This is a genomic window from Lentimicrobiaceae bacterium (genome assembly GCA_028697555.1).
Taxonomy (GTDB): Bacteria; Bacteroidota; Bacteroidia; order Bacteroidales; family UBA4417; genus UBA4417.
Genome location: JAQVEX010000010.1, coordinates 1 through 25006, shown reverse-complemented (window position 1 = coordinate 25006; position 25006 = coordinate 1). Strand labels below are relative to the sequence as shown.

Sequence of the window (25006 nt, the reverse complement as noted above, 5' to 3'; positions counted from 1 at the left end):
GTTGCGTGTTGCGAGTTACGGGTTGCGTGGTTCGGGTTGTCCCGAAGTTTCGAGATGTCGCGTGGTTGTTAATACTAATTCTCCACTTCTACCTTCTGATTTCTAATTTCTAACTTTGCCAGCCAACGGCTAATAGCTAAAAGCCAATAGCTACTTTCATCTTCAAACTTCATAAAGTACAACAAACACTATTTCAAAATTCTGTACTGTAAGCCTCTACTTTTAAGTTCTTTACCAACTATTTCAAGTTGCGAAGTATCTTGAAGGTTAAAGGTTATTGTAACTTGTACGTGTCCGACAGGAACATTAGTAATAGAACGTTCGTGCTCGATATCGTGAATAGAAGCACGTAATTTCTCCAAAATTCTAATAATTTGACTTAGCATACCGGCTTGGTCGGGAATCAGAACAGCTATTCTGGCTCTTAACCCTTGTCCTATAACGCCTTTTTCAATAATTTGCTCTAAAATACTGGTATTAATATTTCCTCCGCTTATAACTGCAACTACATTTTTATTTTTAACATTAACTTTTTTGTTTAATATAGCGGCTAAAGAGGCAACTCCCGATGGTTCAGATAAGTTTTTAGCACGCTGTAGCATAATATAGCAGGCTTGAGCTATTTCATTGTCGTTAACAACCACAACGTCATCAACGTATTTTTTAACAATTTCAAAGTTAAGATTACCCGGAGCTTTAACTGCAATACCGTCGGCTATTGTATTTCCCGATACAAAAGGCGTTAGCTTACCATTGTCCAATGAAACTCTCATACTATGGGCTCCCTCTGCTTCAACTCCAATAATTTTAATGTTTGGGTTCATGCTTTTTAAAGCAATAGCAATTCCTGAAATAAGTCCGCCACCACCAACAGGAACAAAAACCATGTCGATATTATCCAATTGCTCAAATATCTCCAAACCTATTGTTCCGGTTCCAGCAATAATATCCGGATGATTGTAGGGGTGAACAAAAACAGCACCACATTTGTCGGCGTATTCCATAGCAGCTTCGTAGGCATCGTTAAAAGTATCTCCTTTTAAGATAACGTTGGCTCCGTAGCTTCTGGTTGCAATAACTTTTATTGGGGGTGCAAATTCGGGCATAAAAACCGTGCTCTTAACACCTAATTTTGTCGCAGCGTAGGCAACACCCTGTGCGTGATTTCCTGCAGAAGCGCAAAGAACGCCACGTTTTTTGTCTTCGGGGCTCAGTTGGCTAATATGATAGTAAGCTCCACGTATCTTAAATGAGCCGGTAGATTGTAAATTTTCTAGTTTTAAAAACACTTGTGCATTTACCATGTTAGAAAACGACTTGCTGCGCTCTAAATCTGTACGTTTTACTATTTTATCTAATTTTTTGTTTGCCTTTATTATGTCTGATAATACAGGCATAGGCATATCACATGTATTTATACTCATATTGATTATTTTTTATTGCAAATGTACATCAATTTATTGCAAATTTGTTAATTTCATAAAACAAATTTTTATTAATAATTATATAATAAAAAAGATTATTTTTGCCGTAAATTTAATACTATTACTTTTTTAATGATACAATTAGGAATTACAGGAACTGATAAACTAACAGTAAAAGAAAAAAATCTTGCAACATGGTTCAAAACAGGACTTGCACCTGTGTACGCTACACCATCTATGATAGCATTTATGGAGGAAACTTCTATGTACAGCGTAATGCCTTACCTAGAAGAAGGCGATATTACCGTTGGAATTAGTGTAAACATAAAGCACGTAAAAGCTTGTACTGTCGGCTCTGAAGTTGTATGCCACACGAAATTGGAAAAAATTGAAGATAACATACTAACCTTTTACGTTGAAGTTACACTAGATGATGAAAAAATCGGGTACGGTTATCACGAAAGAGCCATAGTTGATAGAGAACGATTTTTAAAAAAGCTATAAAAACCAATGTCGACCAAAAACCAAATACGAAACGAAGAACAGATTTTTATCGCCAAAACAATTTCGGGTTTGGAAGAAATTCTTGCTCAGGAACTGATAGAAATTGGAGCAAAAGATGTCGTTGTTATAAACAGAGCTGTTTCGTTTAAAGGAGATAAATACCTACTTTATAAAGCAAATTTCACTTTACGAACGGCTCAGCGAATATTAATGCCTTTGTTTTCTTTTCCGTTGCAAACTGAAGATGATTTGTACCGACAAATTAAAGACTACCCCTGGGAAGACGTAATAAAAATAAATCAGACGATAGCTATGGATGCTGTTGTGTCGAAATCGGAGTTTACTCATTCTCATTTTGTAGCGCTACGTTCGAAAGATGCTTTGGTCGACAGATTTAGAGAAAAGTACAATGGCAGGAGACCTAATGTAGACACCGATGACCCCGATTTTAGGATTAACATTCACATTTACGAAGACAAATGCGATATTTCTTTAGATAGCTCAGGAGCTTCTTTGCACAAAAGAGGGTACAGAATTGGTAATGCCGAAGCTCCGCTGAGTGAGGTGTTGGCTGCAGGACTTATCCGTATGAGTAATTGGGACAAAAATTCGCCTTTTATCGACCCAATGTGTGGCTCGGGAACAATTCTTATTGAAGCAGCTATGTATGCCAATAACTTTCCTGCCGGAATGTACCGCTCAAAATTCGGCTTTATGAATTGGAAAGATTTTGACGAAGATTTGTGGAAACAAGTCAAACAAGACGCTTTCGACAATGTTGTTGAATTTGAACATGAAGTTTTGGGATACGATAATTCCAGAAAAAATCTTGCCGTAGCCAAAGCTAATATCAATAATGCTCGACTTCATTTAGATATAAAAGTTGATATTGAAGACATAGAAAATCTTAAAAACAATACCGAAAAAGGCGGTGTTATTGTTATTAATCCGCCGTACGGCGAAAGAATTAAAACTAAAGATATTATTTCTTTATACAAAAGCATCGGCAACACTCTTAAACGTGAGTTTACGGGATATAAAGCAGGAATAATAAGTGCCGATGAAAATGCTATTAAATTTATTGGTCTCAAACCTTCTAAAAGGTACACAGTTTATAACGGTCAGTTGGAATGCAAATATCACGTATTTGAACTTTATCAAGGAAGCAAAAAAGCTAATAAGGAAAGTTCTTCTGATTTCATAAGTAGTAAACCAAAACGTCAGAAGGACAATTTTCAGAAAGATAAATTTCAGAAGGATAAATATCAGAAAGACAAATATCAGAAAGATAAAAGCAAAACTGATTATTCAAATGAGAAAAAAGGTAGGAGAAGCACTAACACATCAGATTTTGCAAGTAAAACCAAAAAGACTTACAGAAAGTCAAATAAATAATAATCAATGTTGTACTTATTAAAATTTATTTAACATGTTTACAAATTCAAAAGTTGAGAGTTATTTTTACACAAAAACTGAAAATAAAGATATTACCACAAAAATTCCTTACATAAAGGTTGACAGTTTCCCCGAGTTAGGATTGCTAACAGCACTACGATTTATCGAATGGGTTTCTGAAAATCCCGAAGGTGTAATAAGTCTGCCAACAGGAAAAACGCCGGAGTATTTTATCAAATACACCAACTATTTGCTAAATAATTGGAACAACAAAAAAGGGCGAGATATCCTTAGTAAACACGGCTTGCACGGTGTCGCTAAGCCTATTTTTTCGGGTTTACATTTCGTTCAAATTGACGAATTTTATCCAATAAATCCGAAACAACACAATAGTTTTTACAACTACGTCAACAATAATTACATAAATAATTTTAAATTAGATAAGAAGAAGGCGTTACTAATAAATTGCGACGAGATACCATTGTACGAAAATAAGCATTACAGCAATATTTTCCCCGATTTAAAAGTAGATTTAAGTCTCAGATATCGCGATGCTACTTCTCGTCAGGAAGAGATGCAACAAGCTTCCATTTTTTTAATCGATGATTGGTGCAATGCTTACGAACAAAAAGTTGCGGAAAAAGGGGGTATAGGCTTCTTTCTCGGAGGTATAGGTCTTGATGGACATATTGCATTCAACGTAAGTGGCTCGTCTCACTACAGTACCACCCGACTAACCAGCACCAATTTTAAAACACAAGCCGCTGCTGCAAGCGACTTAGGAGGAATGGAAGTCTCAAGAAACCGTTTAGTTATTACAATAGGTTTACAAACCATTACCCAAAAACCGGATGTAACAGCTATTGTTTTTGCTTCAGGAGAAACAAAAGCCGACGTAGTGAAAGAAACATTAGAATCAGATGTTAATATTTTGTACCCGGGAACAGCACTTCTAAAATGTGAAAACGCAAGATTTTATATCACAGATGGAGCTGCGTCTAAACTCAATGATACCCTAAATCAATACTACAATAAAGAAGAATGGAATTATACCAAAACTCAAAGAGCAGTTATTGATTTAAGCAAAAAAATTGGCAAGCAGGTTAGCAATATCACAGTAGAAGAACTTAAAAACGACATTTACTGCAAAAATATACCCAATATTGACGAAAACACCGTTAAACAAGTTGTAAGCACGATTGAAAGTAAACTACACAAAGGACTTAAAAATAAAGGCGGTCAGGTTGTATATCATACCGCACCACACCCCGGTGATATTTTGCTTGGAATATTTCCACACGTAAACCGTCAGTTGCGACACAATGATAATGAAATACATTTTACCATATTAACTAACGGATTTAATGCAGTAACTAATGAGTTTGTTATCGAAAAACTTGACGACCTGCTTTATATGTTGTCAATCGATAAGGTACAAATGATACACTACGACAATTTCTTTTACGAAGGGCACAAACTCAAAGTTTTTAAAGATGTTTCACACTACTTAGATGCTGTTGCCCAAAACGATGATTTTGAACGCAGAAGGGGTTTTTCGCATCGATTGGTACGTTCTATTGTCGAAATATACAATATCGATAGCAAAAGTGCTCTTAAAAAGCAAATAAATGCGATTAAAAAGGAGCTTACAAGCTCATATTATGGCAGCAAAGATTCTCCTGGTGTACAAAAACTAAAGGGAATGATTGGAGAATATGAAGAGGAATTGGTTTGGGGATACTACGGAATTCCCGGCAGCAATATACATCGCTTGAGTTTAGGTTCTTATAAAGGAGATGTACTTACCGAAGGGCAAAAAGATGTTTTGACTGTACTTAATCAACTTAGGGAAATTAATCCAAATTTGATTTCATTGGCGATGGATCCAGGAAGTGGCGGACCTGACACCCACTATAAAGTGGTTCAAGCTATTGCAAAAGCTTTTAAAGAATGGGAAAAAGAGAAAGACCTTTCCGATGTTAAAATAATGGGATACAGAAGTGTTCAGTTCCGATTTCATCCTGCCGAAGCCGACATGCTTATTCCAGTGTCGTTAAACTCTTTAAGTATATTACATAGTACTTTTGACGAATGCTATCATAGTCAGGTTAATGCTTCGTTTCCAAGCTACAAATACGATGGAAAATTTAACGATTTAGCTCAAAAAATGTGGGTGGAACAAATGCGTGAAATACAGCTAATACTTAGCAAAAGATATTTTTACAATAATAAAATACAATTACTGAGAGCCACGCACGGTATGATTTATGTTAAACTATTATCTGTTGCCGAATTTGTTGAAATGGCTGAGCGTATGGAAAAAATTGTGGGAGGAATTAGTATACTGTAGATTTTACTCATTTTATTATAAACAAACCTTGTTTGTTAATGAATTACATTTTCATAAAAAAACACTAATTGCACAAACTAAATTAGTTTACTTTGCACAATTAGTGTTTAAATTCAAATTATTATATCAATCTTAATCTTCTTTTTTAGCTTTTTTAGCTTGCCATACGAAGAATGTAATCAACGCGATAAATGCTATTAGTGCTGTAACTTGTGCTCCGGTACCGGTTGGGTCTGCCCAAACACCTAAGTTCAACACGTCGTTTTTACCTGTTAAGAAAATAATCAATGCACCGATTACTCCGAATAGTGCTGCACCGGCAATAAATCCCGATGAGATTAATATTGCACGTTGATGACGAGCATTTGCAAGTTCTTTATCTTTCGTTCTTTTGTTGATATAGTGATTGAGTAATCCACCTACGATAAGCGGTGTATTGAGTTGCAATGGTATAAACATACCTAGAGCAAAAGCCAATGGAGAAATACCCAACCAGTTTATCAAAATAGCTAAAACTGCACCTACCGAAAGTAACATCCATTGTGCACCCTGACCCGACATAAGCGGTTCAATAATTGCAGCCATAGCGTTTGCTTGTGGTGCAACCATCGGATTAGGATGAGTTTCTGTTGCTACAAATCCGTACGCTTGATTTAAAATGAAAATAACAGCTCCAACTGTGGCAGCTGAAACTAACGTTCCCAAAAACTTCCACGATTGTTGTTTTGCCGGTGTTGTACCAATCCAATAACCGATTTTTAGGTCGGTAACAAATCCGCCAGCCATCGAAAGTGCGGTACATACAATTCCACCTATAATCAGTCCGCTGACCATTCCTTGCCATCCGCTTAATCCTACAGAAACCAAAATAACAGATGATAAAATCAGCGTCATTAAAGTCATTCCCGATACGGGGTTGCTACCAACAATAGCGATAGCATTTGCGGCAACTGTCGTGAAAAGGAAAGAAATAACCGTAATTGTGATAAGTGCTACAATAGCTTGAACTAAAGTTACTTTCACTCCGAATAGTAAGAATATGAATACTGCTACCAATGTTAAAAATAGGAAAAGCATCACGAATGACATTTTCAAATCGCGGTCGGTACGTTTTACACTTACTCCTTTACCGCCTGATTTTTTGCTAACCGCCAATTTGAATGCGCTTCCAATAACACCCGATGATTTAATTATACCTATTATACCTGCCATTGCAATAGCACCAATACCAATCGGACGGACGTAAGCGGCAAAGATTTGCTCTGCACTCATTGCTTCAAAGGGATTAACTCCACCCCCGGATGCTGCAACCAATGCACCAATTTCGTTAACAAGCGGGATAAACACTAACCACGAAAGAAGTGAACCAACCACAATTATGGTAGCAAAACGAAGTCCGACTAAATAGCCAAAACTAAAAATTAGTGCACTAACGTTGAACTTCAACACCATTTTAAATTTATCGGCAAGCATAGCACCTGCGGGAATAATACGAGTGGTAATTACTTCGCTCCAAAGGCGGAATGCTGAGAAACAGAAGTCGAATAATCCACCGATTACACCACTTACAATAAGAAGTTTCGCCTGATTACCACCTTTCTCGCCTGTCATCAAAATCTCTGTCGTTGCAGTGGCTTCGGGGAATGGTAACTTTCCGTGCATATCTTTAACGAAGTATTTGCGAAAAGGTATTAAAAATAGAATACCCAAAAATCCTCCAAGCAGAGAAGAGAAAAATATTTGCCAGAAATTAACTTGCATTTCGGGATATTTTGCTTGCAAAATGTATAACCCGGGAATGGTGAAAACAGCTCCGGCTACAATAACACCTGAAGATGCGCCAATAGATTGTATAATCACATTTTGACCTAACGCATTTTTCTTTCTAAAAGCAGCTGACGCACCCACAGCAATAATAGAAATAGGGATAGCAGCTTCAAAAACTTGTCCGATTTTTAAACCTGAATAGGCAGCAGCGGCTGAAAAGATAATTGCCATAAGCAATCCCAATCCTACAGAGTAAGGAGTAATTTCCGTTACATCTCTATCTGCAGGAAGAACCGGCTTATACTCTTCGCCCGGCTTTAGTTCCCGATATGCATTTTCGGGTAATTCAACTGGTTGTTTGTTTTGTTCTTCCATAATTAATAAGTTATTAGTTTGACTTTAGATAACTCTCGATGTTTAGTCGCCGAAACTACAAAAAATATGTAAACAAAGAATTAATTGGGTGGATTTTTGTGGTGCGTGTTGCAGGGTGTTCTGCAATTATCAATTATCAATGTGCAATTAGCAATTGTGGCACATAGACAAGATAAGTGACAGCAAGGTTTCTGAAATTATAAAAAAACGTCCGAAACTATTGTCTCGGACGTTCTCTTCTGCTCCCCCTGCTGGACTTGAACCAGCGACCCCCTGATTAATCCCGCAGTTGCGGGACTCTAACCAACTGAGCCATAGGCAAGTCAACAATTTCCATGGCACAAATTTTTTCAATAAAAGACCTTGTTTTTTGTTTTTTAATAAATCTTTCAGCTTTCATGGCTATTCCGACATCATCAGAAACTTCGAAAACCGCTTTTAATACCCATGGTCTATGTTTTGATGTAAAAGAGTTATGTGGCGAATAATTATGTTCCCAAAGTCTCCTTTCATAATCATTAGTATAGCCGATATAGTGTAAATCGTAACTTTTGGAATATAATATATAAATGTAATACATAAAAACGAAAAAAGCCGATAATTCGGCTCATTTTTTACTCTTGTGTTTATTCTTGACTTGCTCCCCCTGTTAGACTTGAATTAGTCGCCTCCTGATTAATCCCGCAGTTGCGGGACTCTAACCAACTGAGCTAATCCCTCTGCTCCCCCTGCTGGACTTGAACCAGCTGTTCCCTGATTAATCCCGCAGTTGCGGGACTCTAACCAACTGAGCTAATTCTTCTGCTCCCCCTGCTGGACTTGAACCAGCGACCCCCTGATTAACAGTCAGGTGCTCTAACCAACTGAGCTAAGGAGGAATATTTCATTAAATTGGTTTGCAAAAATAACTAAACATTTTAAATTAACAATTATATTTGCAAAAAAAATTTTAAAATATGAATACAATTATTGTTGGTACTGTTGCATATGACAAGGTGGAAACGCCTTTCGGCAAAACAGACAAAATTCTTGGAGGTGCAGCAACTTATATTAGCTTGGCAGCCTCTCTTTTTACAAACAACTTACACCTTATTAGCGTTATCGGTGGCGATTTTTCTGACGAATATTTAGAAATTTTCAGAAAAAGAAAAATCAATATGGACGGATTACAAGTCATTCCCGACCAAAAAACCTTTTTCTGGTCAGGGAAGTACCACCACGACATGAACAACAGAGACACTTTGGTAACCGAACTTAACGTTTTGGCAGATTTTGATCCTGTGTTGCCAAAGGGAGTTCAGTCGCCTGATTATGTTGTTTTGGGTAATTTAACGCCATCGGTGCAACTGAAAGTTTTGAGTCAGCTTAAGAACAAGCCCAAACTCACCATCATGGATACCATGAATTTTTGGATGGACACAGCATGGGACGATTTGATGAAAGTTATAGCCAAAGTTGATGTGCTTCTTGTAAACGATAGCGAAGCTCGTCAGTTAAGCGGTGAATATTCGCTTGTTAAAGCTGCGCAAAAAATATTAGAAATGGGACCAAGATACCTTATCATTAAAAAAGGTGAGCACGGCGCTATGCTTTTTGATAAAGAAAATGTATTCTTTTCACCTGCATTTCCTCTTGATGATGTTTACGACCCAACAGGAGCCGGCGATACATTTGCAGGCGGTTTTATAGGATATGTAGCTTATACGGATAACACATCGTTTGAGTATATGAAAAATGCACTCATATATGCCACAGCTCTTGCATCGTTTACTGTTGAAAAATTCGGAACGGAAAAGCTTCAAGAAATAACAATTGACGATGTTATGGAAAGAGTTAGGCTTTTGAATAACTTCACACAGTTTGATATATCTTTAAAATAATTTAACAAAAATGTAAAACATTAGTACAATGTTAACTAAACATTAACTGAATATTAACAAAATATTTTTGTGGAATTTGTAAAGAAAATATATTAATTTTGTATCTTTGAAATACGAAATAATTAATAACAACTAAATATTATTTTATGAGAAAAATCAATTACACATTAGTTTTACTTACAGCATTTTTTATGTTTTTTGCTGTACAGCTTACTGCACAAAACGTAAAAGGTATTGTAAAAGATGCCGGAACTAAAGAAAATTTGTACGGTGCAACGGCAATGATTAAAGGAACAAGCACCGGTAACATAACCGACGAAAACGGTTATTTTTTGTTTAAAACTACAGCAGGAACGCAAACCATCGTTTTTAGCTATGTAGGTTACGAAACTATTGAAAGAGAAATTAATGTTAAGTCGGGTGAAACATTCGATGTTGGCGTTATTTATCTTGAGCCTTCTGCATTGCAGCTTTCGGGTGTTGAAATTATAGCCGACCGTGCTAAAGAAAGGGAAACCCCTGTAGCATTTACTAACATTAAAGCCAGAGACATTGAGCAAGTGTTAGGTTCTAGGGATTTACCTTTGGCATTGAACAGCACACCTTCGGTATATTCTACCGATCAAGGTGGTGGAGCTGGTGATGCTCGTATCAACGTTAGAGGTTTTAACCAACGCAATGTAGCCATCATGATTAACGGAGTTCCCGTTAACGACATGGAAAACGGCTGGGTATATTGGTCGAACTGGGACGGTATATCAGATGCAACCTCATCGATCCAGATGCAACGTGGTTTGAGTGCTGTTAACTTAGCAACTCCTTCAATTGGTGGTACTATGAACGTAATTACCAGTCCAACCGAACGTAGAGCCGGCGGAACCGCAAAATTTGAGTACGGAACAGCTAACTTTATGAAAGCTACGGTTACTGCTCACACCGGAATGATTAACGACAAGTTTGCACTTAGCTTTTCGGGCGTTCGCAAAGTTGGAGAAGGTGTTATTGACGGTGCTTGGACAGATGCTTGGGCATATTACATTGGCGCTGCATGGAATATTAACAGCAGAAACCGTTTAGAGTTGTACGCAATGGGAGCTCCGCAAAAACACGGACAAAACTCGTACAAGCAAAATATTGCTGCATATGATAGCACTTTTGCAAAATCAATTGAAGATTATGACCCTGCAGCTGTAGCAGCTTTCCCACAAGCCAACGCCGATAGCATGTATGCTGCTCCATTTGGCTATAATAATGCAAAAGGTGGAGTATTCTACAATGAAAACTGGTCGCCGGTAAGCAGTTCGTATGCTGGACAACAATTTTACAATGGTAAAATTAGAGATAGACACAGCACAAACATGCTTAACGAACGCGAAAACTACTATCATAAACCTCTTGTAAACCTTAACTGGTACACAACTTGGTCAGATAAAGTTAGCCAATTTACCACTGTTTATTATTCAGGTGGTAGAGGTGGTGGTACCGGAACTTTAGGTTCTGTAAGATGGAATTATCATGGTGGAATTGTAAGCCCTTCACGTTGGGTACACTGGGATAAAACTATTGAATCGAACATTGCCAACGGCGCTTCGAGAGGAATTCTTAGAAACAGTGTAAACAATCAAGATGCTTTTGGTGCTTTATCGAAAGTTAAAATTGATTGGAACGAAAATATGAAAACACAAGTTGGTGTTGACTGGAGAACAGCCAGAATAGACCACTTCCGTGAAGTTAGAGACCTTTTGGGTGGAACTCACTATGTTGAGAAAAACAACCAATTCAAACCTAATTACGAAGCAAAACTTGGCGATAAAATTGCATACGATTTTACTAATAATGTAGACTGGCTTGGCGGATTTTTACAAACTGAATATAGTAAAGATTTCTTCTCAGTTTATGCTACAGTTGGCTACTCAGGTACTGTTTATAAACACACAAACTTCTTTATGAGAAGTAAAACCGATACAACAGCTGCAATGAGTGTTAAATCCGACTTGCTTACTGCATTCCAAGCAAAAGGTGGTATGAATTTCCGCTTAACCGAAAGATTAAACGTGTATGGCAACGGTGGTTACGTTCAAAAACTTCCTATTGTTGACGCTGCTATAAACGACAGAACCAGCGAACTTATTGAAGATCCTTCAAACGAAAAATTCATTTCGGCTGAAGTTGGTGCAAACTACCGTGCGCTAAACAACACTCTTAACATCAACTTAAACGGATATTACACAATGTGGAACGACAGAGTTCTTACTCGTAGCTCCTATTATTTAGATGGAACCGAAGGTATTTACGTAATTACCAATCTTGATGCTATACACAGAGGAGTTGAGCTTGACTTTGCTTTCCAACCTATAAAATTCTTCCGTTTAGATGGAGCTGTTTCTTTGGGTGATTGGTTCTATACCAACGACGCAAGTGGAACATTTAAAACTTACGACAGTGACTCGACAAGCACTCTTACTTTCTACACAAAAGATTTGAAAGTTGGTGATGCTCCTCAAACACAGCTTGCTGTTTCGGCTACATTGTTCCCATTCGAAGGATTCTATTTGACTGCCGGATATAGATATTATACCAATTTCTACGCCGATTGGAGTGCTGATACTCGTATTGATGAAAACGACAGAGAACAAAGCTGGAAAACTCCTGCTTACGGACTACTTGAGTTCCACTTAGGATATCAGTTCAGAATTGACGATAATGTAAGTTTAGAATTATTCGGACACATGTTTAATGCTCTTGATACAAGATATATACAAGACGCAGTTGACAATAGTTCTTATAATGCATACAGAGTTGGCGGACAAATTGTTAACCCACATAAAGCCGACGCTGCTGAGGTATTCCTTGGAACACCAAGAACATTTAACGTAGGAATGAAACTTCATTTCAGATAATTTATTATTTCATTAATAAAGTAAAAAGTTGGCTACTTTTGGGCAGCCAACTTTTTTTTATCTTTCTTAATAGATAAATGTTTGCAAAAGTGGTTAAATGATTTGGGACAATACTCAGAACATCGGACTTCGGTCTCCGACTTAATAGCTAAAAGCCAACGGCTAACAGCTAATAGCTCACTTTGTAATTAAAGATGTTTATCGGGAAATAACAATTTCCACTAACAAAATTAATAGAAAAAGATGTATGAAATAATAATTGCAGCAATAATTCCAAATAGGTCGGTGATTAAGCCGCAGGTTATAGCATAACGAGTTTTTTTAATACCGACGGAACCGAAATACACGGCAATAATATAAAAAGTTGTATCGGTTGAGCCCTGAAAAACACACGATAATCTTCCGGCAAACGAATCGGCTCCAAATTGTGACATAGTATCTACCATCATACCTCTAGCTCCTGAACCGCTAAGCGGTTTCATTAGTGCTGTAGGCAAAGCATCGACAAAATCGGTGTTTATATTAAATGTGCCGAATAATAATCTGGCTCCATCGACAAAGAAATCCATTGCACCGCAAGTTCTAAAAACACCCACTGCAACTAGTATAGCAACCAAGTAAGGAATTATTTTAACTGCAACGGAAAAGCCGTCTTTTGCTCCATCAATAAAGGCTTCGTAAACATTTATTCTTTTTACAAAACCCATGGCTATAAACAGAAAAATTATTAAAAACAATATAAAATTGCCGGCAACGCTTGATATTGTGTTAATTTGTGGCTGAGGTAAGGTTGTAAAATACCATATAATAAACGATACAATAAGCGTAAAACTGCCCAAATAAAGCAAAACAGTTTTGTTGAATAAGTTTATTCTTTGATATATTGAAACGGCGATTATTCCAGCCAAAGTAGAAATAAAAGTTGCTAGTAAAATTGGAATAAAAATATCGGAAGGATTTGCAGCTCCCATCTGAGCTCGGTAAACCATAATGCTAACAGGTATAATTGTCAATCCCGAAGCATTTAGCACCAAAAACATAATCATAGCATTTGAAGCGGTATCCTTATTTTTATTCAACTCTTGTAACTGCGTCATAGCTTTAAGTCCGAGCGGAGTGGCGGCATTATCAAGTCCGAGCATATTGGCTGCAATATTCATCATAATAGAGCCGTTTACGGGATGATCTTTCGGGATTTCGGGAAATAAGTGCTTGAACAAAGGGCTTACAGCTTTAGACAAAATACTGACAAAACCGGCTTTTTCGCCTACTTTCATAAGTCCCATCCAAAGAGTCATCACGCCGGTAAGCCCGAGAGAAATTTGAAAACCTAATTTTGCATTATCGAAAGTGCTATTGATAAGCGCCGGAAAAATTTCGGCATCGCCAAAGAAAACCAATCGCACTAAACCTACAACAAAGGCGATTATGAAGAAAGCTATCCAAATATAATTAAGAACCATAAAAGTACTTTTATCGGTTTTGAGTTTGCTTTATCAGTGCCAAAAGTACATATTTTTTTAATTTGATGATTTTTTGGGAAAATTTTAGCTTTTAGCTGTTAGCCTTTAGCCTTTAGCCAACAGCCAATAGCTAACAGCTAATAGCCAACGGCAAGTTCACAGAAAGAAATTACAATAGAAAAAAATTCTACTTATTATAAAAGTTCATTTCAAGAATATAATCATAAACTTTTTGTGGAAGGAAGTACCTGCAATCTTTTTTGTCTTTTATAGCCGACCTTATGAAAGTAGAAGAAATTTCTATCATGGGAGCGTTCACAACCGTAATTGACGGATGTTTGAGCATTGGGTGGTCGTTGGTGTTTGGTCGTGGGTAAACGTAAAATTTATAATATTCGAGAAGCATTTCCCAATTTTTCCATTTTTTGAATGTAGGAAATATATCGGAGCCGGAAATCAGAATAAATTCTCTTTCGGGATATTTTTCAGTCAGATAGGTTAGAGTGTTAATAGTGTATGAAGGTTTTGGCAGGTTAAATTCAATATTGCAAGACCTGAAACGATAGTCGTCTTCAACGGCAAGGTTAACCATATACAATCGGTGATTATCGGCGAGCAGCGAATTTTGATTTTTAAGAGGATTTTGCGGACTAACCACAAACCAAAGTTCGTCAATGTCTGAAAACTCGTACATGTACGATGCAATCATCAAATGCCCGGTGTGTATGGGATTGAATGAACCAAAGAAAAGACCTGTTTTTTTACTCATTTAAAAATTGTTTAATTATACGTTCAGCTTCGCTCAATGCATCACCAAGTACATCGTTGATTATTGTAACATCAAAATATTTTTCGTATTCAAGTTCCAAGCTCACTTTGTTAACTCTTTTGATGATACTTTCTTCGGTTTCGGTTTTCCTGTTTCTAAGTCTTTGTTCCAAAACTTCAATAGAAGGCGTTTTAATAAAGACAGCCAACGCTTTGTCGCCAAACATTTTTTTAACGTTAGAACCGCCAACCACGTCAATATCGAGTATAGGCACTTTGCCGGCTTCCTGAAGGCGACTTATTTCAGACAAGGGAGTTCCGTAAAAAGTATTTTTATAAACTTCTTCCCATTCCAGAAACATATCATCTGCTATAAGTTTTTTAAACTCTTGCGTTGAAATAAATCTGTAATTAACGCCGTCAACTTCGCCCTTGCGTATCTCGCGGTTGGTGTAAGACAGAGAAAAACCCAATTGCTCGAATGTTTTAAGCAAATGATTGACAATAGTAGTTTTTCCGCTTCCCGAAGGAGCTGAAACAATAACGAGTTTATCTAAATTTTTACTGTCCATAACTACAAAACATTGCCTAATTGTTCTTTAATTTTTTCGAGTTCGTCTTTCATGCAGACAACAATTTTCTGAATTTCAATATTGTTTGCCTTTGAGCCCAAGGTGTTGATTTCGCGACCCATTTCTTGGGTTATAAAATTTAGTTTTTTGCCGTTGCTTTCGCTTAAATTAAGTGTTTCAGTAAAGTATTTAAGGTGTTGATCGAGTCGGGTTTTTTCTTCCGAAATATCTAATTTTTCTAGGTAAAAGAATATTTCTTGCTCGAGACGATTTTCGTCGAAGGTAACATTTTCGTTGAAACTTAAATCAGCAATTTTTTCATCGAATTTATTTCTGATATTTTTAATTCTTTCTTCTTCCCAAGGTGTAACTTCCAATAGGTATTTCCCAATATTATCAATACGTTCAACAATGTCGGTTTCAATGCTTTTTCCTTCTTCAATTCTGTACTCATCTGCTAATTTAGCTGCTTTATCCACAACGGAAATAATAAAATCGTGGTCGAATAAATATTCGTCTTCTTCGTTTTTTACTAAGACGTTTGGCAATTTCATCAATGAGGGAACAATTCGGCTGTCGACATCAAGGTTTAGTTCTTTGCAGAGTTGCTCTATAGACGAAAAATAGTTTTTAGCAGTATCGGTATCAATTTTAAAATCGTTGCAAACCGTGTTAAATTCTACCGAAATATTAAGGTCAATTTTTCCTCTGACCAAAATATCGGTAATAACCTTTCTGATTTCATATTCAAATTCTTTCAAATAGCTTGGCAACTTGGTACTTAAGTCCAAATTTTTGCTATTCAGGCATCTGATTTCAACGTTGATATTTCCTTTTTCGAAGGTTTCGGAAACAGTTCCAAACCCTGTCATTGACTTAATCATAATGTAAAGTAGTTTGTTGGCAAGTAATAATTTCAGACTACAAAGGTAAATAAAAGCGAAAATTATCGCAAAAATATTGGCAGAATATAAAAAAGCATTACTTTTGCAGAAATTGCCCAGGTGGCGGAATTGGTAGACGCGTCGGTCTCAAAAACCGATGTACGCGAGTACGTGCCGGTTCGACCCCGGCCCCGGGTACAAAAAAAATCCTAATTGATTATTAGTCAGTTAGGATTTTTTTATGGAGCAGTTTATAGTTCTATTAAGTTTTATTTTCAATTAATAAACTTTCAAGTTTCAATTTTGTATTTTTCATTTTCTTTGCTTGTCCAAAGAAAACGAAACAAAAGAAAAGACACTTTTTACAAGGAATTTTTTATTGCCTATCGTCAATAAAAACCGTATAAAAGAAACTAAATTTCTTACAGGGATTCAGAAATTTTTAACGTTTCTTTTATACTATTCTGCGTAAAAAGTTTTGGCAATAAGTAAATTTTTTCTTTTAAAAAGAAGTAAAGTATACTTTCTTTGTTGTTACTTCGATTTAATATAATCGTCAATAGCTTTTGCGGCTTTTTTACCTGCTTCCATTGCAAGGATTACGGTTGCTGCTCCTGTAACGGCATCGCCGCCTGCGTAAACGCCTTTGCGAGAGGTAAGTCCATCTTCATCTGTTATTATTCCTCCCCATTTTTCGGTAGCCAATCCCTCAGTAGTGTTCTTAATTAGTGGGTTAGGAGTTGTTCCTATAGACATAATAACGCAGTCGACACTAAGTTTGTGTTCGCTACCCTCAATAGGGACAGGTCTAGCTCTTCCTGAGGCATCCGGTTCCGAAAGTTTCATTTTCAGACAAACAAGTTCTTTTACCCAACCATCTTCGGTTCCGATAATTTCTATAGGGTTTGTCAGCAGATTAAAGTTAATACCTTCTTCTTTTGCGTGTTCAATCTCTTCTAGTCGTGCCGGCAATTCAGCCTCCGACCTGCGATACACTATTGTAACATCAGCGCCAAGACGTTTTGCACATCTTGCAGCATCCATAGCTACGTTTCCTCCTCCGACAACTGCTACTTTTGCTCCGCAGTGAATTGGAGTATCGCTATCGGATTTATACGCTTTCATAAGATTTATTCTCGTCAAAAACTCATTAGCCGAGTAAACGCCCTTAAAGTTTTCGCCAGGAATATTCATAAACATTGGCAATCCTGCACCACTACCAATAAAAACGGCTTTGAATTCGTATTCGTCAAAAAGTTCGTCTATTGATAATATTTTGCCTATCACCATGTTAGTTTCTATCTTAACGTTTAACTTTTTCAAACCGTCTATCTCTTTTTGAACAATGTGCTTGGGCAAACGAAATTCGGGTATACCATAAACTAATACACCGCCAGCCAAATGGAAAGCTTCAAAAATAGTAACCTCATATCCTAATTTTGCAAGGTCGCCGGCGCAAGTGAGACCGGCAGGTCCTGAACCTACTATTGCTACTTTATGTCCGTTCGATTTGGGTATTTCCGGTTCAGTCGTTGAATTGGCGATATGCCAATCGGCAACAAAACGTTCTAAACGTCCTATACCAACGGGTTCGCCTTTTATTCCTCTCACGCATTTTGCTTCACACTGCTTTTCTTGTGGGCAAACCCTTCCGCATATTGCCGGCAACGAGTTTGTTTTGTTTATAATTTGATATGCAGTCTCAAAATTTCCGTTAGCAACTTCGGCAATGAAATCGGGGATGTTAACATTAACCGGACAACCTTCAATACAAGGTTTATGCTTGCAGTTCAAGCATCTTCGAGCTTCGTCAATAGCTTGATCTTTTGTATATCCTAAAGCAACTTCCGAGAAGTTTCTATTTCTGACGTCTGCAGGTTGAACCGGCATTTCGTTTTTTACTAAAGATTTATTTATAGTAGCCATTATTTAACCTCCATTTTATATAAATTACAAGTATCTTCGTGAGCTTTCCGTTCGAACTGTTGATACATTTGCGTGCGTGCTATTGCTTCATCAAAATCGACTTGATGTCCGTCGAAATCGGGTCCGTCAACGCAGGCAAATTTAGTTTCATTACCTACTTTAACTCTACAGCCTCCGCACATTCCGGTTCCGTCAACCATAACGGGATTCATGCTTACTACTGTTTTTACGTTATATTTTTTGGTAAGTAACGAAACAAACTTCATCATAACAAGAGGTCCTATCGTTATAACTTCGTCATATTTTTCTCCGCTGTCTAAAAGCTCTTTAAGCGCGTCTGTAACAAGACCTTTTGAGCCGTTGCTACCATCGTCGGTCATTACAAATATTTTGTCGCTAATTTCGGCAAACTCCTTTTCTAAAAATATTAAATCTTTGTTTCTAAAACCTATAATGGAGTGTACCTCAACACCTTCATCGTGTAATTTTTTAGCTACAGGAAAAGCTATGGCACAGCCGACACCACCGCCTACAACAGCAACTTTTTTAAGCCCTTCCGTTTCGGTTTTCTTTCCTAAAGGACCAACAAAATCATGAAGGTTGTCGCCCTCATTTAAGCGATTTAATTTTTCTGTTGTTGCTCCAACTATCTGAAAAATAATAGTTACGTTACCTTTTTCTCTGTCGTAGTCGGCGATAGTTAGGGGAATTCTCTCTCCGTTTTCATCAACCCTAAGCATGATAAACTGCCCCGGTTCTGCTTTTTTAGCTATCAGTGGAGCATCAATAACCATTTTGGTTACGGCAGGATTTAATATTTCCTTTTTAATAATTTTGTACATATTTTATTTTCGATATTTATTATTATTAATTATAGTTTTCAAATCTTTAATAAATATTGGAAAGTCCTTTAAGTAATATTATCTACCTAAACGTACTTTAACGTTTGTTATTGTTGAATATTAAAATTAGTTTTATGTTATTTAGGTAATTTTTTGCGAAGCAATGCCAACGATGCTGCAAGATTTTCATCTTTTACCACAATGCCGTCGGGAACGGTAAGATGTATAGGTGCAAAATTCCAAATAGCTATGATTCCTGCATCTACCATATTGTCGCATACTGATTGAGCCACTTGTTTGGGTGTTGCTATTATTCCCATTTTAACATTTAAGCGTTTTGTTAAATAATCAAGTCTGTTGATATGGAAGATGTTTATATCATTTATTTTTTTTCCGACTATTTCACCATCTATATCAAAAGCCATTGCTATTTTAAGACCATATTCTTTGAATCCTTCGTACGATAACAGAGCTTTGCCCAAACTACCAACACCGACAAGCACAGCATCGCTAAGATTATTGTACCCCAAGAAATCTTCTATATCCATCATAAGATCTTTCAAACGAAAACCTACTCTTGGTTTGCCCGGCACCGAACTTATCATAGCCAAATCTTTTCGGACTAACACGGAATTAAGACGCATATCCTTGGCTATTTTGGTTGAAGATATTGTTTGAGCGCCTTCTTTACTAATAGCCTTTAAATATTCGTAATATTTTGGAAGTCTCAAAAGAGTTTCCTTTGGTACGCTTATCTTCCTATATTTTTTTTGTTTCTTCATGCGTTTTATAAAATTATGTCTAAACTAATTAAATAAAAACAGTCATTTAATTTTGTGTGTTCAGCGTTATTTTAGAACGTAGATTTTATTAACAAAAATCTTCTCCTCACTTATTAGGTACCAAACTATCGATAGTTTGTTATCGATTATGTTTGACTACAAAAGTAGTATAAATTAGTCAATTGGACAAATTTATATAATTATTTTTCGATTATTATTTTTATTTTGGAAATAACATATTCAACCATTCGACAGAGGCTGTAATCATTAACTGTTGTTGAATATTTACTTAAAATAATTAGATTTGTTTTTCAATAAAATCTTTTGAGCTTTACAATTTTTTATATCTCTCTAAATTAATCAATCCCATTTTGTTAAACAGGTGTTGGAAAGATGTTCCAATAACGCCAAAAGCATATTTAGTGCTACGTGCTAGGTTAATTGAAGATGCTTCTTCAAAGTATTTTGTAGGACATGTTATTTCCCCTATTTCATATTTGTGATAAATAATTTGCGACAACATCTGGTTGTCAAAAACGAAGTCGTCGCTATTTACGTTGTAGTTAATAGCTCTGAGTACTTCGCTAGAAAAAGCTCTGTATCCGGTGTGATATTCCGAAAGTTTTTGTCCGACCAAAATATTTTGAATAAAAGTAAGACCTCTATTGGCTATATACTTAATAATAGGCATACCTCCTTTAAGAGCGCCGTTTCCGAGTATCCTGGAACCAAGCACTACCGGATATACACCATTGGCTATAACGTATGCCATTGATTGAATAAGCAAAGGGGTGTATTGGTAGTCGGGGTGGAGCATAATAACAATGTCGGCGTTGAGTTCTAAAGCCTTGTTATAGCACGATTTCTGGTTGCCGCCGTAACCTTTGTTAACGTCGTGAACGATAATATGTTTTATTCCTATTTTTTCGGCAAGTGCAACTGTGCTATCCTTGCTTTTATCGTCGACCAAAATAACTTCGTCAACAATGTCGAAGGGAATTTCGTCGTATGTTTTCTGCAAAGTTTTCTCGGCATTGTATGCCGGAAGTACTACTACTAATTTTTTACCTTTTATCATGTTATAAATTAATTTTTAATAAAAATCAGGTCATCGAAATGCACGACTTCTTTACCTTTATTCCACAAATATATTTTTATATAGCTATCGTCGTAGTTGTCGGGGACGACAAAGCTAAGACTTGTTTCTTGCCATTCGTTGCTGTTTGATAGTTTTGTGCTGGCGAAATAAAAATCGTTGTTTTTACCATCGGCGACAACAATGTAAGCATCGGGATTATTACCACGGAACCAGCCTTTAATAGTAAACGTATCTTTCGGTTTAAAATCGGTGAGGATATAATCCATAGCGAAGCCATCGTTAGCATTCACAATTATTGAGTTTTTGCCTGATTTAGCCACTTGCTGCGATAAAGATTCGGCTGAACAAAACAGAGTAGAATCGCTGAAAAGAATTTTATTGTTTTCGGCATCAATATTTTCAAAATCGCAAGTTAGACTAAAACCTTCTCTTTTATCAAAATATGGCGACGATTTTATATTGATTTTATAAATAGCTTGTCCTCTATCTATATGCAGCTGAGTCAAGCTGATGCCCGCATTTGTAATCTTGTCCAATTCATCTTGATTGGTAGGACCTCCGGCAAGTAAGATTTTATTTCCGTACTTTTCAATAATTTCTTTTGGCGTTAAATCCGTATCCCAAAACTGAAATTTATTTTCCCACGAGTGGAAGAAAAGCCCTTCGGGGAAAAGCTCCATAAGTTTATCAGACTGTTTACGACGAGCATAAACATTGCCCCAACGTAGCGAGGTATATTCGTTTAAGGCTACCGGATAGTAGTAAAATACAGTATGGTCGGAGTATTGTGTTTCAAGAATATTTTGAGTGTTTAAAGTGCTGACGTTTGTCGCTTTGTAACCCTGCTTAGCTGTGGTTGCTTTGGGTATTACAAACAAAATTGCTATAAGTGTTATCAATGTTGGAATAAAGGCGAAGTATTTTTCTTTTAGTTTAAAGAAAGAACAACACGACAAAAATAGAACTACCAATTGAGCCGTCATCAGTGAGAGACATGGAAACAAATAATGGTTGCTGTGATAATGCTTAGCAATAAGGAGTACGTTGAAAATACTTGCCAAAGTGAATGCAAATAATAATTTGTTGACAGATGAACTCTTATATTTTTTTGTAGAAAACAAAACCAAAAGCCAAACAACCGACAAAACTGTTACAAATGTTAGAAAAGAGTTGTTTTTAAAAATGCTCACTAATGAACTTGAATATTCGCTGATGTCAATAATTCCTTTGCTTCCTTGCCCGTACGTTCCGGTATGAGTAGCAAGAGAAATGACCCATTTAATCATATGCGGGTACGATTGTATTGCAGGTAAGGTGAACAACACGAAAAATATTACTGTCCAAATTAAATATTTAAAGCGAAACCCTTTTTTAAGTAAGACGAAAGGAATAACAAGCATTGGAGCAAAGATAAACTTGTTGGCTATGCCAAATCCTATAAGCATAGCATAAATAAGATATTCGTATTTATTTTCGACAGTATTTGACGAAAAAACTGTTTTAAGCGATAATAATATGAGTATAGAAGTTGTTACAAATAAAAGCGGTTCGGGAGCAACTTTTGTGTATAATTCTTCGATAATTGTAATAGATGCGAAAGCCGATAATTGAAGAGTTATGGCAAGAAAATAGTTTTTGAGAAATTTGTGTCCGAAAAATCCAAGTAAAAATATGGTAATTGCCGAAAAAGCAATAAGTACGTATCTGATTATTTCTATATATTTTTCGGAGTTGGTAAGCACATCGGTCTGAATATCAACATTAGTTGGTTTAAACATGTAGGTTGTTATAATAACCGCAGCCGAAAGAGTTTGAACCGGTGTGCCCGGATTGTCGGTATGACCTATTGCGTGGCGGGTTGCGATATTTAAACCGTTGATAAGATAAGCGCTTTCGGGGTCTGTGCTATATTTGGCACGATCAAATGTAGAACCTAATATTATAAATATGATAGGAATAACGGCAAATACTAGTATTTTGACTAAGTGCGTTGTTTTTCTATTCATAATATTGAGGTTTTAACATGGCAAAAATATAAATTAACTGATAATCAATTTAAATAAACCTTAAAACAAATTATTGTCGAAAGAAGATTTTTTCTCCGATTTGTTTTCAGCCGATTCGCAGTTGAATGTATTATCGGGGAAATCCGGCGGTCTATCAAAATTACCTTTTGAAATATTAATATCTTCGTCTTCGTATATTTTTTTCATATATATTGCCCATATTGGGAGTGCAGTATTAGCACCTTGTCCGAGAGATGTAGCTCTAAACCTAACCGTACGTTCAACTCCGCCAACCCAAACGCCCGTAACTAAATCGGGGGTAATACCCATAAACCAACCGTCGGAGTTATTTTGCGTAGTTCCCGTTTTTCCTGCAATAGGGTTATTCAAACCGTATCGGTATCTTAAACGTACACCTGTACCCGATTCAACAACACCTTGTAGCAATCCTATCATATTGTACGCTGTATGAGCGTTCATAGCTTCGTTTTGGTAAGGGATAAAGTGCGAAATAACGTTGCCGTGTTTATCTTCGATGTGAGTAATAAAAAGAGGTTGCATGTATATACCTTTGTTGGCGAAGGTGCTCATTGCACCAACCATTTCGTACAACGATAAATCGGCTGAGCCCAAAGATATTGCAGGTACATTGGGAATAGGACTATAAATACCCATTTTCCGACAGATATTAATAACTGATTGCGGAGAATAAGTTTTAATTAAAGCTGCGGATATCCAGTTAACTGAATTGGCTAAGGCATCTTTAAGAGTAATCATCTCATTTTCCTTGTATTTACTTGAGTTTTTAGGCTCCCAAATTTGCCCACCCGATTCAATTCTAACAGGCACGTTAGCCAATCGCGTGCAAGGAGTCATTTGTCCGTCTTGTATGGCAACAGTGTAAACAAACGGTTTAAAAGTAGAGCCAACCTGACGTCTGCCCTGAGTAACGTGGTCGTATTGGAAATGCCTGTAATTGATACCACCGACGTAGGCTCTTACAAAACCCGATTGAGGCTCAACAGACATAAGTCCGGTTTGCAAAAACCAATTGTGGTATTTAATAGAATCTAACGGAGTCATAACAGTATCAATATCGCCATTCCACGAAAAAACTGACATCTTGATAGGAGTACTAAAAGCCAAAGAAATAGAGTCGTCGGGGACATTGTTTTTCTTCATGTTTTGGTATCGGGAGCTACGTTTAATAGCATTTTCAATAAGCATGTCGATTTGTTTAGTATCCCACATATCGTAAGGAGCATTTTTTCTGTCTTTCCAATGTTCGAAAAAGGTAGGTTGCAAATATTCCGAAAAGTACTCGTTTACAGCTTCTTCGGCGTATTGTTGCATGCTGTAGTTAATGGTTGTGTATATTTTGAGTCCGTCTTTGTACAAGTTATATTTGGAGCCGTCGGCTTTTCTGTTTTTTTCAAGCCAGCCGTATGAATGGTCTCTTTCCCAACGCAGCGAATCGGCGGTATAATCGGCTCTATCCACATAGTTTTTAGGATTAGGTTTTTTTGCACTCAATGTTTTTTGCAAAAATTCTCTGAAATACGTTGCCGTTCCTAAGTCGTGGACTTGCAGTGTAAAGCTGGAAACATCCAAGGGCAGCATTTTTATTGAATCGTATTCATGTTTAGTTATAAAATCGGCTTTGCGCATTTGGTTAAGCACAACGCTGCGTCTGTCAATAGCTCTTTGGGTGTTTCTTACAGGGTGGAAGTAACTCGGAGCTTTAAGGATACCCACAAGCGTAGCCGATTCTTGTGCGTTCAGCTCTATAGGAGCTTTATCGAAGTAGGTTTTGGCTGCAGATTTGATGCCGTACGAAAGGCTTCCGAAATCAACAGTATTGAAATATAATGCTATAATTTCTTCTTTGGTGTAATTACGTTCAAGTTTGAGTGCAACAATCCATTCTTTGGCTTTAGAGTACACCGTACCAAATATATTTTGATTATATTTTCTTGGAAACAAGTTTTTTGCCAACTGCTGTGTAATTGTGCTACCCCCACCTTTTTTGGAGCCTGTAAAAACGCCTATTATAGCTCTGGCAATTGCTT

General features: G+C 36.8%; 17 protein-coding genes and 3 tRNA genes. 6 read left to right on the top strand and 14 right to left on the bottom strand.

Features of this window, described 5'->3' with window-relative positions; translation table 11 throughout:
- Positions 1-188: 188 nt before the first annotated feature.
- The gene (ilvA, locus tag PHP31_02575; GenBank protein MDD3738163.1) at positions 189-1424 is read right to left on the bottom strand and encodes a threonine ammonia-lyase; all 1236 of its coding nucleotides are present in this window, start codon (positions 1422-1424) and stop codon (positions 189-191) included.
- A 132-nt stretch (positions 1425-1556) separates the two neighbouring features.
- On the opposite strand from ilvA, the gene PHP31_02570 reads away from it, so the two are divergent.
- From PHP31_02570 to PHP31_02560, 3 genes are read left to right on the top strand one after another with little or no spacing between them, the layout of a single operon-like run.
- Entirely contained in the window at positions 1557-1928 is a 372-nt protein-coding gene (locus PHP31_02570; protein MDD3738162.1) for a thioesterase family protein, read from the top strand.
- A gap of 6 nt (positions 1929-1934) precedes the next feature.
- Positions 1935-3323, top strand: coding sequence for a class I SAM-dependent RNA methyltransferase (locus tag PHP31_02565; GenBank protein MDD3738161.1), 1389 nt, complete (start codon positions 1935-1937; stop codon positions 3321-3323).
- 34 nt (positions 3324-3357) lie between these two features.
- Entirely contained in the window at positions 3358-5673 is a 2316-nt protein-coding gene (locus PHP31_02560) for a hypothetical protein (GenBank protein MDD3738160.1), read from the top strand.
- A gap of 132 nt (positions 5674-5805) precedes the next feature.
- Here the strand turns inward: PHP31_02560 and PHP31_02555 are convergent, their stop codons facing one another.
- The 3 genes from PHP31_02555 to PHP31_02545 all read right to left on the bottom strand — a co-directional run bounded on the left by PHP31_02555 (position 5806) and on the right by PHP31_02545 (position 8693).
- Complete coding sequence (locus PHP31_02555; GenBank protein MDD3738159.1) at positions 5806-7815, bottom strand: oligopeptide transporter, OPT family; 2010 nt, start codon at positions 7813-7815, stop codon at positions 5806-5808.
- A gap of 245 nt (positions 7816-8060) precedes the next feature.
- Positions 8061-8129, bottom strand: a tRNA-OTHER gene (locus PHP31_02550).
- A 490-nt stretch (positions 8130-8619) separates the two neighbouring features.
- Positions 8620-8693 (bottom strand) — tRNA-Asn (locus tag PHP31_02545).
- A 78-nt stretch (positions 8694-8771) separates the two neighbouring features.
- Between PHP31_02545 and PHP31_02540 the strand changes: the two genes are divergently transcribed.
- Positions 8772-9695, top strand: coding sequence for a PfkB family carbohydrate kinase (locus tag PHP31_02540; GenBank protein ID MDD3738158.1), 924 nt, complete (start codon positions 8772-8774; stop codon positions 9693-9695).
- 146 nt (positions 9696-9841) lie between these two features.
- Entirely contained in the window at positions 9842-12595 is a 2754-nt protein-coding gene (locus tag PHP31_02535; GenBank protein ID MDD3738157.1) for a TonB-dependent receptor, read from the top strand.
- 230 nt (positions 12596-12825) lie between these two features.
- Here PHP31_02535 and PHP31_02530 read toward each other — a convergent pair whose 3' ends face one another.
- From PHP31_02530 to PHP31_02515, 4 genes are all read right to left on the bottom strand, one after another.
- Positions 12826-14058 carry a nucleoside recognition domain-containing protein gene (locus PHP31_02530; GenBank protein MDD3738156.1) on the bottom strand — a complete coding sequence of 411 codons (1233 nt, stop codon included), beginning with the start codon at positions 14056-14058 and terminating at the stop codon, positions 12826-12828.
- Between the two features lie 187 nt (positions 14059-14245).
- A complete protein-coding gene (nadD, locus tag PHP31_02525; GenBank protein MDD3738155.1) occupies positions 14246-14827 on the bottom strand; it encodes a nicotinate (nicotinamide) nucleotide adenylyltransferase in 582 nt (193 codons plus the stop codon).
- Positions 14820-15398, bottom strand: coding sequence for a guanylate kinase (gene gmk, locus PHP31_02520; GenBank protein ID MDD3738154.1), 579 nt, complete (start codon positions 15396-15398; stop codon positions 14820-14822). The genes nadD and gmk overlap by 8 nt, the downstream gene beginning before the upstream one ends.
- Positions 15399-15400: 2 nt before the next feature.
- On the bottom strand, positions 15401-16282 hold the full coding sequence (locus PHP31_02515; protein MDD3738153.1) for a YicC family protein: 882 nt from the start codon (positions 16280-16282) through the stop codon (positions 15401-15403).
- A 114-nt stretch (positions 16283-16396) separates the two neighbouring features.
- On the opposite strand from PHP31_02515, the gene PHP31_02510 reads away from it, so the two are divergent.
- Positions 16397-16480, top strand: a tRNA-Leu gene (locus tag PHP31_02510).
- A gap of 336 nt (positions 16481-16816) precedes the next feature.
- Here the strand turns inward: PHP31_02510 and gltA are convergent.
- The 6 genes from gltA to PHP31_02480 form a co-directional block, all read right to left on the bottom strand.
- Positions 16817-18208: an NADPH-dependent glutamate synthase gene (gltA, locus tag PHP31_02505; protein ID MDD3738152.1), complete on the bottom strand. Its 1392-nt coding sequence runs from the start codon at positions 18206-18208 to the stop codon at positions 16817-16819.
- On the bottom strand, positions 18208-19050 hold the full coding sequence (locus PHP31_02500; GenBank protein ID MDD3738151.1) for a sulfide/dihydroorotate dehydrogenase-like FAD/NAD-binding protein: 843 nt from the start codon (positions 19048-19050) through the stop codon (positions 18208-18210). Before PHP31_02500 ends, gltA begins: the two co-directional genes overlap by 1 nt.
- 137 nt (positions 19051-19187) lie before the next feature.
- Positions 19188-19832 carry a redox-sensing transcriptional repressor Rex gene (locus tag PHP31_02495; protein MDD3738150.1) on the bottom strand — a complete coding sequence of 215 codons (645 nt, stop codon included), beginning with the start codon at positions 19830-19832 and terminating at the stop codon, positions 19188-19190.
- 331 nt (positions 19833-20163) lie between these two features.
- Positions 20164-20910 carry a glycosyltransferase family 2 protein gene (locus PHP31_02490; GenBank protein MDD3738149.1) on the bottom strand — a complete coding sequence of 249 codons (747 nt, stop codon included), beginning with the start codon at positions 20908-20910 and terminating at the stop codon, positions 20164-20166.
- Positions 20911-20918: 8 nt separating this feature from the next.
- Positions 20919-22937, bottom strand: coding sequence for a hypothetical protein (locus PHP31_02485; GenBank protein MDD3738148.1), 2019 nt, complete (start codon positions 22935-22937; stop codon positions 20919-20921).
- Positions 22938-22997: 60 nt separating this feature from the next.
- The coding region (locus PHP31_02480; protein ID MDD3738147.1) for a transglycosylase domain-containing protein at positions 22998-25006 on the bottom strand (2009 nt) is incomplete at its 5' end.

Excerpts from the sequence above, each read along its gene's own strand:
- gmk (MDD3738154.1), bottom strand. The coding sequence starts at position 15,398 with ATGGACAGTAAAAATTTAGATAAACTCGTTATTGTTTCAGCTCCTTCG.
- PHP31_02570 (MDD3738162.1), top strand. The coding sequence starts at position 1,557 with ATGATACAATTAGGAATTACAGGAACTGATAAACTAACAGTAAAAGAA.
- PHP31_02515 (MDD3738153.1), bottom strand. The coding sequence starts at position 16,282 with ATGATTAAGTCAATGACAGGGTTTGGAACTGTTTCCGAAACCTTCGAA.
- PHP31_02540 (MDD3738158.1), top strand. The coding sequence starts at position 8,772 with ATGAATACAATTATTGTTGGTACTGTTGCATATGACAAGGTGGAAACG.
- PHP31_02490 (MDD3738149.1), bottom strand. The coding sequence starts at position 20,910 with ATGATAAAAGGTAAAAAATTAGTAGTAGTACTTCCGGCATACAATGCC.
- PHP31_02500 (MDD3738151.1), bottom strand. The coding sequence starts at position 19,050 with ATGTACAAAATTATTAAAAAGGAAATATTAAATCCTGCCGTAACCAAA.
- PHP31_02530 (MDD3738156.1), bottom strand. The coding sequence starts at position 14,058 with ATGGTTCTTAATTATATTTGGATAGCTTTCTTCATAATCGCCTTTGTT.
- PHP31_02485 (MDD3738148.1), bottom strand. The coding sequence starts at position 22,937 with ATGAATAGAAAAACAACGCACTTAGTCAAAATACTAGTATTTGCCGTT.
- ilvA (MDD3738163.1), bottom strand. The coding sequence starts at position 1,424 with ATGAGTATAAATACATGTGATATGCCTATGCCTGTATTATCAGACATA.
- nadD (MDD3738155.1), bottom strand. The coding sequence starts at position 14,827 with ATGAGTAAAAAAACAGGTCTTTTCTTTGGTTCATTCAATCCCATACAC.
- PHP31_02535 (MDD3738157.1), top strand. The coding sequence starts at position 9,842 with ATGAGAAAAATCAATTACACATTAGTTTTACTTACAGCATTTTTTATG.
- PHP31_02565 (MDD3738161.1), top strand. The coding sequence starts at position 1,935 with ATGTCGACCAAAAACCAAATACGAAACGAAGAACAGATTTTTATCGCC.
- PHP31_02495 (MDD3738150.1), bottom strand. The coding sequence starts at position 19,832 with ATGAAGAAACAAAAAAAATATAGGAAGATAAGCGTACCAAAGGAAACT.
- gltA (MDD3738152.1), bottom strand. The coding sequence starts at position 18,208 with ATGGCTACTATAAATAAATCTTTAGTAAAAAACGAAATGCCGGTTCAA.
- PHP31_02560 (MDD3738160.1), top strand. The coding sequence starts at position 3,358 with ATGTTTACAAATTCAAAAGTTGAGAGTTATTTTTACACAAAAACTGAA.
- PHP31_02555 (MDD3738159.1), bottom strand. The coding sequence starts at position 7,815 with ATGGAAGAACAAAACAAACAACCAGTTGAATTACCCGAAAATGCATAT.